We start from the raw sequence: 14,891 nt of genomic DNA, 5'->3' as shown, positions 1-14,891 counted from the left end.
GGGTTAGGGTCGAACGCATGCGTCCTTTCATCTCGGGAACGATCGCAGCGCTGGCGGTCCTGGCCACGGTCTCCGCGCCTGCCCACGCCGAAGACACCCACACACAGCCCGCAGCCGAGGCCGTCGACATCGCGACGAACCGCGTCCCGGCCGTCAGTGATCCGGTCGCCAAGGCGGCTGAGCAGGCTGACGACGACGCGGCCGACCTGGTCGCCCAGCTGCCCGCGCGACGCACCGACGACTTCGGGCTGGTCGGGGTCACCTGGACCCGCGGCTTCGACGACCGGGGCATGACCGTGCAGGTGCGGCTGCGCACCGATGGTGCGTGGTCGGGGTGGGAGGAGCTCGACGTCGAGAGCGACGAGGGTGAGGGCGGCCGCGACGGCACCGAACCGTTGTGGGCCGGCTCCGCGGACGGAGTCGCCGTGCGCGTGACGAGCCCCACCGGCCAACGGCCGAGCGGGCTCACCGTCTCGACGATCGACCCCGGCAGCACGCCCGCCCAGGTGGGCGCCGTGAGCAACGCGCTCTTCGACGCAGCCGGCGACGTCGCTGTCACCCCGGTCGCCGACGGCTCGCCGGCCTACACCCCCAAGCCGGCGATCATCTCGCGCTCGGCGTGGGGGGCGAAGAAGAACACCTACTGCGATGCGCCGCGCACCGGCAGCGAGACGCGTGGGGTCGTCGTGCACCACACGGCAGGCTCCAACTCGTACGCCAAGGCCGATTCGGCCAAGATCGTCCGCGCCGTGCAGGCGTACCACATGAACGGACGCGACTGGTGCGACATCGGCTACAACTTCCTGGTCGACAAGTACGGCCAGATCTTCGAGGGCCGCAACGGGGGCGTCGACAAACCGGTCCGGGGTGCGCATGCCGGCAACAAGCCGGTCAACACCTACACGATGGGCGTCTCGATGATGGGCACGTTCACCAGCACGCAGCCGACGGACGCGACCAAGGACGCGATGGTCAAGCTGATCGGCTGGCGCCTCGGCACGACGTTCCACGCCGCCACGGGCAAGTACACGCTCGGTGGTCTCGTGCTCAACCGCATCGCCGGGCACCGCGACGTCGTGGGCACGGCCTGCCCGGGCCAGCTGGCGTACGAGTGGCTCAGTGCCTCCGGCGGTCTGCGGGACCGCGTCGAGGACTACATCGCCGGCTACACGTCGCCGATCAAGACCAAGGTCCTCGCGATGGGACGAGCGACGACCGGGCCCGTGTACGTCGGTGAGTACCCGTTCACGACCAGCCCCACCGGCCGCAAGGCTCGCCTCGGCCGGCTCGACATGTACTCGACGACGACCTACGGCACGTTCTCGGTGGGCGGCACCTTCCGCGACGGCTACAACGCCAGCGGCGCCCAGGCCGGGCGCCTCGGCGTACCGGTCGCCAACCACGCGTCGACCCCGGTCAGCAGCGTCACGCTCCAGCGCTTCGCGCGCGGCACGGTCTATCGCGTGCAGCGCGGCAGTGTCGGTGTGCCCTACTACCTCTACGGCAAGATCGAGGACAAGTACGTCGAGATCGGCGAGGCCACGAGCTCGCTGGGTGCGCCGAGGACGAGCATGAGCCGGCTGTCGAGCGGTGCCTACCGGGCCTTCTTCGCGCACGGTTCGATCGTCCAGCACACCAACGGCGCCGTCTCGGTCTACCCGACCTGACAGGTGGTCACTCCGCGCCGGGGGGTCTGGGATACTCGACGCATGACGGCCCTCCTCAAGTCGGTGGCGATCTCTGCTGCCGCCAACGCCGCGGCCCTGGCGGTCGCTGCCTGGCTCTTCGACCGCTTCGACATCCGGTTCGGCTGGTTCGTCGTCGCGGTGGTGCTGTTCACGGCGCTGACCGTGGTGCTGCGCGGGGTCGTGGTCAGCACGGTCAACCGGTTCGCCCGGGGCTACACGATCGCCGGTGGGCTCGTCCTGACGTGGCTGGGCCTGGTGCTGACCGACCTGGTCGTGCCCGCGAGCGGCTTCGCGATCGAGGGCGTCGGCACGTGGATCGGCGTCACGCTGATCGTCTGGGCCGCGGGCATCGCATTCGGCGAGGTCGACTCGTCCCCGCCGCCCAAGCGCGCCTGAGGACTACTCGGCCTCGGCGGCGCTCTTGATCTCTGCGATGACTTCGCCGGAGGTCACGGTGGCGCCGACCTCGATGGCCAGGCCGGTCACGACGCCGTCCTTGTGCGCGTTGATCGGCTGCTCCATCTTCATGGCCTCGACCACGACGATCTGGTCACCCGCCGCGACGGTCTGACCCTCCTCGACCGTGACCTTGACGACGGTGCCCTGCATGGGCGCGGTCAGCGAGTCGCCGCTGGCCGCGGCTCCGGCGGCCTTGCCGCCCTTGCGCTTGGCCTTCTTGGCGCCGCCTCCGGCTGGGACGGCTGAGGCGCCGAGCCCGCCGGGCAGCACGACCTCGACGCGCTTGCCGCCGACCTCGACCGTGACGCGCTCTCGCTCGTCGGGCTCCGCGGTCTCGGAGGTGCCGGCGTAGGGCTCGAGCTCGTTGACGTAGTCCGTCTCGATCCACGTCGTGTAGACCTCGAAGGTGCCGTCAGCGGCCGTGAACGCCGGGTCGTCGACGACCGAGCGGTGGAACGGGATGACGGTCGGCATGCCGTCGACGACGAACTCGTCGAGGGCGCGGCGGGAGCGCTCGAGCACCTGCTGACGGCTCGTGCCGGTGACGATGAGCTTGGCGACGAGGGAGTCGAACGACCCGGGGATCGTCTCGCCCTCCTCGTAGCCGCCGTCGAGGCGGATGCCGGGGCCCGACGGGGGCGCCCACTTGGTCAGGGTGCCGGGGGCGGGCAGGAAGCCGCGGCCGCCGTCCTCGGCGTTGATGCGGAACTCCATCGAGTGGCCGCGGATCTCGGGATCGTCGTAGCCGAGCTCCTCGCCGGCGGCGATGCGGAACATCTCGCGTACGAGGTCGAGGCCGGTGACCTCTTCGGACACCGGGTGCTCGACCTGCAGGCGGGTGTTGACCTCGAGGAAGCTGATCGTGCCGTCGCGGGCGACGAGGAACTCGCACGTGCCGGCGCCGACGTAGCCGGCCTCCTTGAGGATCGCCTTGGACGAGGCGTAGAGGCGCTCGATCTGGTCGTCGGTCAGGTAGGGCGCGGGCGCCTCCTCGACGAGCTTCTGGTGACGGCGCTGGAGCGAGCAGTCTCGGGTCGACACGACGACGACGTTGCCGTGCGAGTCGGCGAGGCACTGGGTCTCGACGTGGCGCGGCTTGTCGAGGAACTTCTCGACGAGGCACTCTCCGCGGCCGAAGGCGCTGATCGCCTCGCGGACCGCGGATTCGTAGAGCTCGGGGATCTCCTCGATCGTGCGGGCGACCTTGAGGCCGCGACCGCCGCCGCCGAACACTGCCTTGATCGCGACGGGCAGGCCGTTCTCCTTGGCGAACGCCACGACCTCGTCGGCGTCCTTCACGGCGTCCTTGGTGCCGGGCGCGAGAGGAGCGTTGGCCTTGAGGGCGAGCTGCTTGGCCTTGGCCTTGTCGCCGAGGTTCTCGATCGCGTGAGGCGGCGGGCCGATCCAGATCAGCCCGGCGTCGATGACGGCCTGGGCGAACTCGGCGTTCTCGGCGAGGAAGCCGTAGCCGGGGTGCACGCTGTCGGCGCCGCTGCGCTCGGCGACGGCGAGGATCTTCTCGATCGACAGGTAGGAGTCGCCCGGTGTGGATCCCTCGAGGGAGTAGGCCTCGTCGGCGAGGCGTACGAACACCGCGTCACGGTCGGGCTCCGCGTAGACCGCGACGCTGCCGATGCCGGCGTCCTTGCACGCGCGGATCACGCGTACGGCGATCTCGCCGCGGTTGGCGATCAGAACCTTGGTCAGGGGCTTGCTCACTGAAGTGTTCTCCTCGATCCGACACGGTTGCCTGCCGCAGTCTAGGGCGTCGGCCGGTCGCTGGCCTTATGAGGTTGGTTACGCCGCAGGTCGCCCGCGACGGCCGAGGGCGTAGCCGGCTGCGACGAGGAGCACCACTGCGGCCCCGATCCCGAGGGGCAGCCAGGGCACGCTGGAACCCTCCTCGGAGTCGTCGGCGGTCTTCTTCACAGCCTCGCCGGCGCCCTTGACCTTGCCGGCGTACGCCGGCTCACCTGTCACCTTCCCGACCACGTCGACGGAGATCGTCACCGGAGCGGCGAAGTGCGAGCCGTCGCCGCCGAGGGGCTGCGCCATCGACAGCACGGCGTACTGGTCACCGGCCGCCGACACCGCCCGGATGCTGGTCGTCGTGCTCTCGATGTTGCGGGCTCGCAGCTCGTACCCCTCGCCGGTCAGGGTCACCGGGCGTTCGCCGTCCCAGAAGTTGCCCCCGTTGGGGCCGGTACGGCCCAGGGAGTGCAGGGTCGGCGCGATCATCGTCACCTCGGCGAGGATGCCGGGCATCGACAGCTCCTTGGCGCCCTGGACATCGGTCTCGAGCGTCGCGCGGATGCGCGGGCGTTGGCCCCAGCTCGCGGGGATGCGGTAGATCAGCTGCTCACCCGGGCGCAGCGTGTCCCGGTAGCGGCCCGGCTTGAGCGCCGGTGCGTCGTTGAACGTGATGCCGCCGACAACCGGTGTCGGCCTCCCAGCAGGCACAAACGTCGCACCCTCCGCCGCGCGTACCTGCTGGCTGGTCAGTGCCGGCGGGAGCGTGGCGAAGTCCTTGATGTTCGGCCGGGTGCTGACGAGCAGCTCGAACGGGTCCTGGGCCAGGGCGTCGAGCCCGACCCGCGCCAGCAGGCTCGTGGCGGCCTCGCACACGTCGTTCGTGCTGGGCAGCCGCGACGAGAAGATGGCTCCGACGCTGAGGATCGACTGGTCCTGCAGGACGTTGGGCCGGATCGCGTAGTCGGCCTCGCAGCGCTGCCCGTCGGCGGTCAGCAGCTCGACCTCGAGCTTGTTGCTCGTGCCGCTGTCGTACGGCGGTCTCGCCACGGCGGACACCACGAGGTCGGAGTTCTTGGGCTTCGCGATCGAGTAGTAGCGGCTCGTGGCCTTGCCCTGGGTCGTGTCGGTGTAGCGTCCCGGCTCGAGCTTCAGGGGATCGGCCGTCGACGTGCCCCCGACCACGGGCTTGCCTGACAGCGTGAACTGCCGCAGAGCGCGTACCGACACCGAGACGAGGCTCGACGCCAGGTCATCGGGGTCGTTGACGCCGTAGTAGGTGCCGCCGCCGGCACGAGCGATGCACTGCAGGGCGCTGCGGGCCTTGCCGGAGACGTCGAGCCCGACGACGTTGATCTTGAGGTCGATGCCCTGGCTGCGCAGGTTCTTGGCGACCTTGCACGGGTCGGGGGCGCACGTCGGCTCGCCGTCCGACAGCAGCACGATCGTGCGCTTGCCCTCGGCGCCGAGGTCCTTGGCGGCGCCCTTGAGCGCATTGCCGATCGGCGTCTCCCCGTACGGCTTGTAGCCCGCGATCGCCTTGCTGATGCCCTGGCGGTCGACCGGGCCGACCGGCACGACGTTCTGGGTGTCGGTGCACGCACCCTTGTCCTTGGCGGAGAACACCTTGGCGCCGAACACGCGTACGCCGACCTGCGCGTTGTCGGGCAGCTGGGACACGACGTCCTCGAGAGCTGCCTTGGCCGCGGCGATCTTGGTCGTGCCGCCGGAAGACTCCTTCATCGAGCCCGACGAGTCGAGCAGGAGGACGAGCTTGCCCTTCGACTCGACCTGCGTGGCGTCCTCGCCCCTCGCCGGCGTCGTGCCGAGCGCCAGCGCTGCCAGCAAGGACATGACCAGGATCCGTCGCATCGTTCCCCCGAACGTCTGTGGTTGCCGGACAGGCTACGGGATCCCGCGCGACCCGCCCACGGTGGTTAACGTCGGTTAACGGTTGTTAACATGCTGCCATGACCTTCGCCCTGTCACGTGAGCACGAGACGTTCCGCCAGACTGTTCGCGAGTTCGCCGAGGCCGAGGTCGCGCCGCACGTGGCGCAGTGGGACAAGGAGCACCACTTCCCGGTCGACCTGGTCGCCAAGATGGGCGACCTCGGGCTGTTCGGCCTGACCGCCCCCGACGAGTTCGGCGGTGCCGACGGAGACTTCACGAGCCTCTGCGTCGCGATCGAGGAGCTCGGCCGCGTCGACCAGTCGATCGGCATCACGCTCGAGGCCGCCGTCGGTCTCGGCATCAACCCGATCCTCACGTTCGGCACGCAGGAGCAGAAGGAGCGCTGGCTGCCCGACCTCGTCGCCGGCCAGGCGCTTGCCGGCTTCGGCCTCACCGAGCCCGGTGCCGGCTCCGACGCCAGCGCCACCAAGACCAAGGCCGAGCTCGACGGCGACGAGTGGGTCGTCAACGGCGCCAAGCAGTTCATCACCAACTCCGGCAGCGAGATCACCTCGCTCGTCACGGTCACGGCCCGCACCGGCACCCGCGACAACGGCTCGCCCGAGCTGTCCACGATCGTGCTGCCGTCAGGCACGCCCGGGTTCATCGTCGAGCCGGCGTACGACAAGCTCGGCTGGCACATCTCCGACACCCACCCGCTGTCGTTCGTCGACGCCCGGGTGCCGGCGGACCACCTGCTGGGGGAGCGTGGCCGCGGCTACGCGCAGTTCCTCGCCACGCTCGACGACGGCCGCGTCGCGATCGCGGCTCTCGCTGTGGGCTGCATCCAGGCGTGTCTCGACCTGTGCGTCCAGTACGCCGGCGAGCGTACGACCTTCGGAGTGCCGATCGGCACCAAGCAGGGCGTCGCGTTCCAGATCTCCGACCTCGCGGTCATGGCGCAGGCGGGCCGCGCGCTGACCTACCAGGCGGCAGCGCTCAAGGACGCCGGAGCGCCTGCCAAGCAGTTCAAGCAGGCTGCGGCGATCGCCAAGCTCTACACGTCGGAGTCCGCCGTGACCGCGACGCGCATCGCGACGCAGGTGTTCGGCGGCTACGGCTTCATGGAGGAGTACCCGGTCGCCCGGTTCTACCGTGACGCCAAGATCCTCGAGATCGGCGAGGGCACCTCCGAGGTGCAGCGGATGCTGATCGCACGAGGTCTGGGCCTGCCGGTCGAGTAAAACCGTCACCTCGCCGGTGGGCAGTCCCTAGTCTGTCCGGATGAGCGACGGCGATCGGCTGGCGGACTACCGCGACTACTACCGTTCGCGGGCGCGGCGATCGGCTGCCAACCCGCTCTATCCGGAGACCGCGGCCGCCCAGCGGGCGATGGCCGACACGGTCGACGCGGCGGCCTCGATCGAGGACCTGCAGGCCACCGCGGTCGAGCTGTCCCTCGCGATGGGGCACGCCCTCGCCCGTGACCAGGCCAACGCCCGGGCGGCTGTCTATGCCGAGACTGCCGAGACCGTACGGGCGCAGGGCCCGGCCGAGGTCCTTGCGGCCGTGGAGTCGGCGACCGACGCTCCGGCGCTCGCCTCGTTGCTGGCCGCGATCGAGCAGCGCACCGGATTCGCCGTCACGGTCGACGAGCTGACCCGGCTCTGGGCCACGTCGCTGACGACGTTGGAGAACGTCGAGATGTGGCGCACGGCCCAGGTCCCGGAGCGCTGGCGTGCCGAGCTCGAGACGTACGCGACCGAGGCGATCGCCGGCGAGCGGCAGGCCTGGGCGCAGGTCGAGGCTGAGGGCAGCCGGCACCAGCCCGGGTGGTCATTCGACCCGGACGTCGCGCGCGCCGAGCGGCACCGTCGCCTCGTGCCGGTCGCCGACGCGGTCTTCGAGCGCAGGCTCGCCGAGCACGGCTCACTCGTACGCGGAGGCCGCTGATGCCCGTCGATCCCACGATGGTGGACGCGATGCTCGGCACGTTCCGCGACCTGCTCGACGGCGTCAGGACCTCCGGGTCCACCGGCGACGACGTCGACGAGATGGCGGCCGCCCTCGCGGCGATGGAGGTGCTGGGCCAGGAGCTCAGCGACGTCGGGGACTTCTCGGCGAAGCTGGCCGGTGGCGGCCACTACCAACGGTTCACCGACGCCTACACCCGCGTCATGACCGCGGCTGCCGGTGGCGGGACGACCGGCGCTCCGGCGATGATCCCGGACGACGCGTCGTTGCTGGCGCAGTCGCTCCAGGCGTACGAGGCGTCCCTGCAGCAGCTGCGCACGATGACCGGGCAGGAGGAGGCGATCGGGGTCCTGGAGCAGCTGCTCGCGATCGGCCGTTCCGGCGTGACCTACCCAGTGTTCCTCCGGCAGGTCGACGAGGCGGGTCTCAACGAGGCGCTCGGCGGGACCATCACACCCAGCCGGGAGACCCTCGCGGCCGCTGTCGAGCAGTCACGGTCGACCGGTGACGTCGCCCGCGAGGCCGCGGCGATCGCCCTGCTCGAGCGCCGTGACGCGATGGCGGCTGCCTCGCCGACGGGCTCGATCGACCCGTTCACGTTCGAGCTCGAGCGGTTCCGCATCGCCGCACAGCACGCGCCCGCGATCGCCCTGCGCGACGCCGTCGTGCAGCGGATCCCGCGGCTCCTCGACCTCGTCGTCGACTGGCTCGACGCGCACACGAGCTGGGCGGCTCGCGACGACCGCTTCGCCGGACCGACTGCCGCGGAGACGCAGCGCCGCATCGAGATGGCACGTGAGTGCAACCCGGGCTTCTACGCCGTACGTGCGGCCCAGTTCGCCGAGGCGTTCGGGCCGGGCCCGTGGTGGCAGCGGCCCGAGCTGACGCAGGAGCGCGCGGCCGGCCGGATCCTCTGGACCGACGCACGGCTGCAGCTGGCCATGGACGCATTGCCGGCCTGTGTGCCCATGGCCGCTGCGCCGCCCGAGCTCGTGGTCCGCGCCGAGGCATTCGGCCCGAACGCGTTCTGAGCTGCCCCGGGCGGCGGCCTGCCGAATCAGTGCGGATAGTTCATGACGACCACGTCCTGGGAGTCGCCCTTGGTCGCGATGAGAGTCTCGCCAGCATCGTCGGGGCCAGAGATGCCGTGGCCCTCTCGCACGATGCCCGCCCGATATCTCGGGGCGTAGGGGATCGTGACGGTCAGCCTGGCCTCGCAGGTGCCGTCAGCCAGCCTCGTGCCCTGCTTGGGGATGGTGAACTCGCGGCCCAGGGGACGGTTCTCGTACTGCTTGTCAGGTCCGGAGAACGCAAGCGTGTCCGGGCCGGGGCTGTCACCCCGGATGGCGGCACAGGTGCCAGGCGTGTAGGAGATGCCCTTGTCGCGGATCGTGACGTTCAGCTCGTGGGTCGTCGGATCGCCGGGTGCCGGCACGTACGTGTGTTCGGGCTTCGGAGTCGGCCTGGTCGTCGCCTGGGTTCCCGGCGTCGTGGTCGGCGTCGACGGGGGAGCCTGAGAGGCGGGCCCCGGAGGACGCACGTCGTTCGAGGTGAAAGAGTTCCGTGCGACGACCGCTCCGCCGGCCAGCGCGGCGACGACCGCCGCCGCCGATGCCAGCACGAGGAGTCGGTGGGTCCCGCTCCTGGACGTTCGTGTCGTGGCGAGGATGGCGCGCCGGGTCTCGGACTCCCAGGTCGGATCGAGGTCGGGAACCACGGGACGCAGCTCGTCGATGATGTGCGATCTCATGACTTCTCCTGCAGGTCGGTGTCGGCAGTCGCGGAGAACTCGTTGACGTCGATGGCCGCTCGTGCTCTGCTGATGCGTTTGCGTACGGCGGCCGGACTGACTCCCAGCAACCGTGCGGCTTCTTCTGCGCTCAGCCCGTCCCAAGCGGTCAGCAGGAGAGCCTCCCGCTCCTTCTCGCTGAGGGCGGCCAACCGTTGAAGGGCCTCGAGGCGTTCCGCGAAGTCGAGGTGGGGGCTGCTCTGCCCGGTCACGGCCGTGAGGAGACGCACCCGGTCCTGCAGCCGCCGTCCTCGCTGCAGCGTCCGCACGTGGTTGGAGACCACATGGCGCGCCACGCCCAGCAGCCAGGGGAACGGCGGGTCGCTGATGTCGTCACACCGTCGCCACGCGACGGTGAACGTCTCGGCGGCGACGTCATGTGCATCGGCCGCTCCCACGTGGCGGGCCGCATAGAGGAAGATGCGCGGCATCTCATCACGCCACACGCGCTCGAACGCAAGCTCGCGGCCCCGGACGTCTAGGAAGTTACTCACAACCAGCAGGTGTCCGGCACCGATGCCTTTGTGACAGCCAGGTCACAACCAGTTCCTCCGACCCGCTCAGGACCGAGCGCGGAGACCTACAGGTTGGTCATCTTGGCGCACGGCAGAGGTATGTGCTTGACCTCGTCGCCGAAGTCGACCTGGGCCGACTGGGTGCCTTGGAGGCTGACGATGCGGCCGAGGCCGAACGTGTCGTGCGAGACTCGTGCCCCGACTTCGTACACCTCGTCCGCGACCTCTGGCTTCGCCTGGAAGGGACTGGACGGGTGGTAGCGGCGTCGCCGCGGTGAAGTTGCCATCGTCCGTCCAGTCTCCCACTGTTTGCCACGAGAGACCAACGGATTCATGTCTTCGGCAGTGACCAGAGGTCAGTCCATGCGATGCCGAGGTCGCCGACGAGGTCTCGCAGCAACGGCAGCGAGATCCCCACGACGTTGTGATGATCGCCCTCGATGCCGGTGATGAAGGCGCCGCCGAGCCCGTCGATCGTGAACGCCCCGGCGACCTGCAGCGGTTCGCCGGTGGCGACGTACGCGTCGATCTCGGCGTCGCTGATGTCGGCGAAGTGCACGATCGTGGATGCCGTCTCGACGAACTCCTCGTCGCCACGGCGTACGCAGTGACCCGAGTGCAGGACGCCGCTGTGGCCGCGCATGCGTCGCCAGCGGCCGGACGCCTCGACCGGTCCGGCGGGCTTGCCGAAGATCTCGCCCTCGAACGCCAGCACGGAGTCGCACCCGATGACCAGGGCGTCGTCGTCGATCTGCGCCGCGACGGTGCGGCACTTGAGCTGTGCCAGGGCAGCGGCGAGGTTGGCCGCGTCGGTCGACGTGATGCGCTCCTCGTCGACGCCGGACACGATGACCTCGGGCTCGATCCCGGCGGCCCGCAGGGTGGCGAGCCGCGCGGGCGACGCGGAGGCGAGGACGATCCTCATCGCAGGGCTCCTTCGTCATAGCGGGTGCGGACGACCTCGAGGCGGTCGTCGGCCAGCAGGTCGTCGATCAACGCCGCCGTGCCGCCGACAGCGGTCCAGGTGCTCTCGATGTTGGTCGTGACGAACCAGGCGTGGTCGGCCGGCCACATCAGGTTGGGACTGTTGATGTCGCGCCTGATCGAGTGACCGTAGCTCGCCGCACCCCAGTCGCCGGCATCGGTGAGAGGGCCGCCGAAGAGCAGGTAGTCGTGGAAGAACGAGAGCTTGGGCCCCTCGAGGACCGAGGCCGGGAACGCCGGCGGAACCGGAGGCGGTGGCTTCTCCTTGCCGAAGATCCGTCCGGGCCACCGGGGCGGCCCACTGAAGCGAATCAGGAAGCCGACCGCGTCGCCCCCGTGAATCTGGCCGTATCCGTCCCAGAGGGCGAAGTAGCAGTCGTCGGCCGACGCGGTGTGCCGCGCCAGGACATCGGTCAGCGCGGCGAGGAGACTCTCGTCGAGGTGTCCCTCGTAGCGGTCGTCATCGGGCCCCATCGGGCTGTGCAGCACTCGCACGTACGACTCGTAGCCCGACGGACCCAGGTTGGCACGCAAGACACCTGACGCGTTGTCGTCGAGGAACCAGTCGGCCGGCGACATGTCGGCGAGTGGGCGCAGGGTCATCGGGTCTCCCAGTCGGACGCGTCGTACGCCGAACGTGCGGCGTCGAGGCCCGGGACGTCGAGCAGCTCGTCGACGAGCGCCTGGGTGCCGCCGACGCCGATCCAGTCAGGATCGACGTCCTTGGCCACGAACCACGCCTGGTCGGCCGGCCACATCAGGTGCGGTGGGTCGCCCTTCCATCCGCCGCTGTCGTCGAGCGCGCCGGCGAACAGGTGGTAGTCGCGCACGGCGTGCTGCGTCTCCTCGTCGATCACCGAGAACGTCGTGCCGACCGGTGCCAGCGGCGGCTCCCAGCCACTGCCGATCCACTGGGCGAAGTAGCAGTCGTCCACCGTGGTGGTGTGGTGCGCCAGGATGCGGCGCAGCTCCGTGGTGCTGGCCTCGGTGAGGTCGGGGATGAGCTGCAGCCGGGCGTACGCCTCGAAGCCTGGTGCACCCAGGCACACCTTGGTCCACCAGGGTGCGTTCGCCTCGACGAACCAGTCAGCCGGCGACACGTCCGCCACAGGGCGCAGCGGCATCGTCAGCCGCCGAAGGCCGACCGGCGCCAGAGGTCCGGCCCGACCCGGTGCGGCGTGCGCGCCATGCGGGCGGGGTGGCCCCACTGCGACCGGACCTTGGGCTTGGTGCGGCTCGCGGCGTGCGCAGCCGCGGCGTTGCGTGCGGCGACGACCGCGACGAGCGCGGCCAGCTCCTCCGGGGTCAGGTCACCCTTGACGACCCGCAGGATGGGCTTGTGCGGGGGCGCCTCCGGCGTCTCTTCGGAGTCGGTCACAGCGGGATGTTCCCGTGCTTCTTGGGCGGCAGCGTCTCGCGCTTGGTCTTGAGCAGCCGCAGCGCCTTGACCACCTCGGCGCGGGTCTGCGCCGGCTCGATCACGGCGTCGACATAGCCGCGCTCGGCCGCCAGGTAGGGGTTGCAGAGCTCGTCCTCGTACGCCGTCATGAGCTCGGCCCGCTTGGCGTCCGGGTCGTCGGCCGCCGCGATCTCCTTGCGGTAGAGGATGCCGACCGCACCGGATGCGCCGACCACGGCGATCTGGGCCGACGGCCAGGCGATGTTGATGTCGGCGCCGAGGTGCTTGGAGCCCATGACGTCGTACGCACCGCCGTACGCCTTGCGGGTGATGACCGTGACGAGCGGGACCGTGGCCTCGGCATACGCGTAGATGAGCTTGGCGCCGCGGCGGATGATGCCGTCCCACTCCTGTCCGGTGCCGGGCAGGAAGCCGGGCACGTCGACGAACGTGAGCACCGGGATGTTGAACGCGTCGCACGTGCGCACGAAGCGGGCCGCCTTCTCCGACGCGTCGATGTCGAGGCAGCCGGCCAGCTGCATCGGCTGGTTGGCGACGACGCCGACGCTGCGGCCCTCGACGCGGCCGTAGCCGATGATGATGTTGGGCGCGAACAGCGGCATGACCTCGAGGAAGTCGCCGTCGTCGAGCACCGACTCGATCACGGTGTGCATGTCGTACGGCTGGTTGGCCGAGTCCGGCACGAGGGTGTTGAGCGCGAGGTCGGTCTCGGTCGGCTCGAGGTCGGCGACCTCGTCGTAGGGCTCGGGCTCCTCCATGTTGTTCTGCGGCAGGTAGGAGATCAGCGCCTTGACGTACTCGAGGGCGTCCTCCTCGTCGGCCGCCATGTAGTGCGCGTTGCCGGACTTGGTGTTGTGCGTCCGGGCACCGCCGAGGTCCTCCATCGTGACGTCCTCGCCGGTGACGGTCTTGATGATGTCGGGGCCGGTGATGAACATGTTGGAGGTCTTGTCGACCATCACGACGAAGTCGGTGACGGCAGGGGAGTAGACGTGGCCGCCGGCGTTGGTGCCCATGATCAGCGAGATCTGCGGGATGACGCCCGAGGCGTGCACGTTGCGCTTGAAGATCTCGCCGTAGAGGCCGAGCGAGACGACGCCCTCCTGGATGCGCGCGCCGGCGCCCTCGTTGATGCCGATGATGGGGCAGCCGGACTTGATCGCGAGGTCCATGACCTTGGTGATCTTCTCGCCGTAGACCTGGCCGAGGCTGCCGCCGAAGATCGAGAAGTCCTGGCTGAAGACGCACACCTGGCGGCCGTCGATTGTGCCGTAGCCGGTGATCACGCCGTCGCCGAGCGGCCGGTTCTCCTGCAGCCCGAACGCCGTGCTGCGGTGCCGGGCCAGGGCGTCGAGCTCGACGAACGAGCCCTCGTCGAGGAGGTCCTCGATGCGCTGGCGGGCCGATCCGCGACCCTTCTTGGCCTGCTTCTCGGCCGCGCGCTCGGCCATGTCGACCGTGGCTTCCTTCTGGCGTCGCTGGAAGTCGGCGAGCTTGCCGGCAGTCGTGTGGAGCTCGGGATGGGCTTCGATCTCGTGTTCGGTCACGGGGGTCAGCGTAACGATCAGAGGCTGTGACCGGTATGTGAGTCTGTTCTCATGACTTATCGCGACCTGGACCGACCGCCGCTCGACGCCGCTGCGCTGCGTGCGGCCGTGGCGGGTCCGGGCCGGTTCTGGACCGACATCGTCGTCACCCCTGAGACCGGCAGCACGAATGCCGACGTCGCAGCAGCCGCGCGGGCCGGGGCGCCGGAGGGCACGGTGCACACCACTGATCTGCAGACCGCGGGCCGTGGCCGGCTCGACCGGGCGTGGGAGTCGCCCGCCGGCTCCGGCGTCATCGTCTCGGTGCTGCTGCGGCCCGACGGCGTGCCGGCCGCGCGATGGGTCTGGCTGCCGCTGCTGGTCGGCCTCGCGGTCGACGCGACGGTGCACGAGTGCGGGGTCGAGTCGGGGCTCAAGTGGCCCAACGACGTGCTCGTCGACGGTCGCAAGATCGCCGGCATCCTGCTCGAGCGGGTCGACACCCCGCAGGGCTCCGCGGCGATCATCGGTGTCGGGCTCAACGTGTCGCTGCGCCGGGACGAGCTGCCGGTGCAGACCGCGACGTCCCTGGCACTCGAAGGTGCGACCGAGACCGACCGCACGATCGTCCTGCGCGCATTCCTGCGCAACCTCGAGGCGCTCTACCGCGCCTGGGCGGCGGCCGGCGGTGATCCCGGTTCCGGCATCCGTGACTCGTACGTCCGGCGGTGCGTCACGTTGGGCACGCGGGTGCGGGTCAGCCTCCCCGACGGCAACGCCCTCGAGGGCCAGGCGACCGGGATCGACGAGCTCGGCCGACTGCTGGTCGACGGCCAGGCGATCAGCGCGGGCGATATCACCCACGTGCGACCGGTGACGTGAGAAAATTACGCC

At 70.0% G+C, this 14,891-nt stretch carries 16 protein-coding genes; 6 read left to right on the top strand and 10 right to left on the bottom strand.

The genetic code is table 11. The features are described from left to right. Positions 1–17: 17 nt before the first annotated feature. Together ASC61_RS02530 and ASC61_RS02525 are read left to right on the top strand one after the other, a co-directional pair. Complete coding sequence (locus ASC61_RS02530) at positions 18–1,667, top strand: N-acetylmuramoyl-L-alanine amidase (RefSeq protein ID WP_056208876.1); 1,650 nt, start codon at positions 18–20, stop codon at positions 1,665–1,667. Positions 1,668–1,709: 42 nt separating this feature from the next. Next, positions 1,710–2,084 carry a hypothetical protein gene (locus ASC61_RS02525; RefSeq protein WP_056208873.1) on the top strand — a complete coding sequence of 125 codons (375 nt, stop codon included), beginning with the start codon at positions 1,710–1,712 and terminating at the stop codon, positions 2,082–2,084. Between the two features lie 3 nt (positions 2,085–2,087). On the opposite strand, the gene ASC61_RS02520 is transcribed toward ASC61_RS02525, so the two are convergent. After that, positions 2,088–3,866: an acetyl/propionyl/methylcrotonyl-CoA carboxylase subunit alpha gene (locus ASC61_RS02520; protein ID WP_082530409.1), complete on the bottom strand. Its 1,779-nt coding sequence runs from the start codon at positions 3,864–3,866 to the stop codon at positions 2,088–2,090. Between the two features lie 78 nt (positions 3,867–3,944). Next, positions 3,945–5,750: a vWA domain-containing protein gene (locus ASC61_RS02515; RefSeq protein WP_162243634.1), complete on the bottom strand. Its 1,806-nt coding sequence runs from the start codon at positions 5,748–5,750 to the stop codon at positions 3,945–3,947. Positions 5,751–5,866: 116 nt separating this feature from the next. Between ASC61_RS02515 and ASC61_RS02510 the strand changes: the two genes are divergently transcribed. From ASC61_RS02510 to ASC61_RS02500, 3 genes are read left to right on the top strand one after another with little or no spacing between them, the layout of a single operon-like run. Further along, positions 5,867–7,033, top strand: coding sequence for an acyl-CoA dehydrogenase family protein (locus tag ASC61_RS02510; protein WP_056208866.1), 1,167 nt, complete (start codon positions 5,867–5,869; stop codon positions 7,031–7,033). Positions 7,034–7,073: 40 nt separating this feature from the next. Further along, on the top strand, positions 7,074–7,742 hold the full coding sequence (locus ASC61_RS02505; protein ID WP_056208863.1) for a hypothetical protein: 669 nt from the start codon (positions 7,074–7,076) through the stop codon (positions 7,740–7,742). After that, complete coding sequence (locus ASC61_RS02500; RefSeq protein WP_056208861.1) at positions 7,742–8,794, top strand: hypothetical protein; 1,053 nt, start codon at positions 7,742–7,744, stop codon at positions 8,792–8,794. The genes ASC61_RS02505 and ASC61_RS02500 overlap by 1 nt, the downstream gene beginning before the upstream one ends. 26 nt (positions 8,795–8,820) lie before the next feature. Here ASC61_RS02500 and ASC61_RS02495 read toward each other — a convergent pair whose 3' ends face one another. The 8 genes from ASC61_RS02495 to ASC61_RS02465 all read right to left on the bottom strand — a co-directional run bounded on the left by ASC61_RS02495 (position 8,821) and on the right by ASC61_RS02465 (position 14,018). Next, positions 8,821–9,513, bottom strand: coding sequence for a hypothetical protein (locus ASC61_RS02495; protein WP_056208858.1), 693 nt, complete (start codon positions 9,511–9,513; stop codon positions 8,821–8,823). After that, positions 9,510–9,998, bottom strand: coding sequence for an RNA polymerase sigma factor (locus ASC61_RS02490; protein ID WP_268750623.1), 489 nt, complete (start codon positions 9,996–9,998; stop codon positions 9,510–9,512). The genes ASC61_RS02495 and ASC61_RS02490 overlap by 4 nt, the downstream gene beginning before the upstream one ends. A 134-nt stretch (positions 9,999–10,132) precedes the next feature. Then, the gene (locus tag ASC61_RS19585) at positions 10,133–10,354 is read right to left on the bottom strand and encodes a hypothetical protein (RefSeq protein ID WP_056398807.1); all 222 of its coding nucleotides are present in this window, start codon (positions 10,352–10,354) and stop codon (positions 10,133–10,135) included. Between the two features lie 44 nt (positions 10,355–10,398). Beyond that, complete coding sequence (locus tag ASC61_RS02485) at positions 10,399–10,992, bottom strand: Maf family protein (RefSeq protein ID WP_056208852.1); 594 nt, start codon at positions 10,990–10,992, stop codon at positions 10,399–10,401. Further along, entirely contained in the window at positions 10,989–11,654 is a 666-nt protein-coding gene (locus ASC61_RS02480; protein ID WP_056208850.1) for a hypothetical protein, read from the bottom strand. Before ASC61_RS02480 ends, ASC61_RS02485 begins: the two co-directional genes overlap by 4 nt. Further along, positions 11,651–12,175, bottom strand: a complete 525-nt coding sequence (locus ASC61_RS20010) for a hypothetical protein (protein ID WP_200935380.1) — start codon at positions 12,173–12,175, stop codon at positions 11,651–11,653. The genes ASC61_RS02480 and ASC61_RS20010 overlap by 4 nt, the downstream gene beginning before the upstream one ends. Before the next feature lie 2 nt (positions 12,176–12,177). Further along, complete coding sequence (locus tag ASC61_RS02470; protein ID WP_056208847.1) at positions 12,178–12,429, bottom strand: acyl-CoA carboxylase subunit epsilon; 252 nt, start codon at positions 12,427–12,429, stop codon at positions 12,178–12,180. Further along, positions 12,426–14,018 (bottom strand): acyl-CoA carboxylase subunit beta, encoded by a 1,593-nt coding sequence (locus ASC61_RS02465; protein ID WP_056208844.1) that lies wholly within the window; start codon positions 14,016–14,018, stop codon positions 12,426–12,428. The genes ASC61_RS02470 and ASC61_RS02465 overlap by 4 nt, the downstream gene beginning before the upstream one ends. 51 nt (positions 14,019–14,069) lie before the next feature. Between ASC61_RS02465 and ASC61_RS02460 the strand changes: the two genes are divergently transcribed. Next, positions 14,070–14,879, top strand: a complete 810-nt coding sequence (locus ASC61_RS02460; protein ID WP_056208842.1) for a biotin--[acetyl-CoA-carboxylase] ligase — start codon at positions 14,070–14,072, stop codon at positions 14,877–14,879. The last annotated feature ends 12 nt before the right edge of the window (positions 14,880–14,891 follow it).

Origin of the sequence: Aeromicrobium sp. Root344 (genome assembly GCF_001425755.1) — a bacterium.
GTDB lineage: Bacteria > Actinomycetota > Actinomycetes > Propionibacteriales > Nocardioidaceae > Aeromicrobium.
The sequence above is the reverse complement of the archived record's forward strand: the minus strand, read 5'-3'. Positions and strand labels throughout refer to the sequence as shown.

Coding starts and splice junctions, on each gene's coding strand:
- ASC61_RS02530 (WP_056208876.1), top strand. CDS start 18: ATGCGTCCTTTCATCTCGGGAACGATCGCAGCGCTGGCGGTCCTGGCC.
- ASC61_RS02525 (WP_056208873.1), top strand. CDS start 1,710: ATGACGGCCCTCCTCAAGTCGGTGGCGATCTCTGCTGCCGCCAACGCC.
- ASC61_RS02515 (WP_162243634.1), bottom strand. CDS start 5,750: ATGTCCTTGCTGGCAGCGCTGGCGCTCGGCACGACGCCGGCGAGGGGC.
- ASC61_RS02510 (WP_056208866.1), top strand. CDS start 5,867: ATGACCTTCGCCCTGTCACGTGAGCACGAGACGTTCCGCCAGACTGTT.
- ASC61_RS02505 (WP_056208863.1), top strand. CDS start 7,074: ATGAGCGACGGCGATCGGCTGGCGGACTACCGCGACTACTACCGTTCG.
- ASC61_RS02500 (WP_056208861.1), top strand. CDS start 7,742: ATGCCCGTCGATCCCACGATGGTGGACGCGATGCTCGGCACGTTCCGC.
- ASC61_RS02495 (WP_056208858.1), bottom strand. CDS start 9,513: ATGAGATCGCACATCATCGACGAGCTGCGTCCCGTGGTTCCCGACCTC.
- ASC61_RS19585 (WP_056398807.1), bottom strand. CDS start 10,354: ATGGCAACTTCACCGCGGCGACGCCGCTACCACCCGTCCAGTCCCTTC.
- ASC61_RS02485 (WP_056208852.1), bottom strand. CDS start 10,992: ATGAGGATCGTCCTCGCCTCCGCGTCGCCCGCGCGGCTCGCCACCCTG.
- ASC61_RS02480 (WP_056208850.1), bottom strand. CDS start 11,654: ATGACCCTGCGCCCACTCGCCGACATGTCGCCGGCCGACTGGTTCCTC.
- ASC61_RS20010 (WP_200935380.1), bottom strand. CDS start 12,175: ATGCCGCTGCGCCCTGTGGCGGACGTGTCGCCGGCTGACTGGTTCGTC.
- ASC61_RS02460 (WP_056208842.1), top strand. CDS start 14,070: ATGACTTATCGCGACCTGGACCGACCGCCGCTCGACGCCGCTGCGCTG.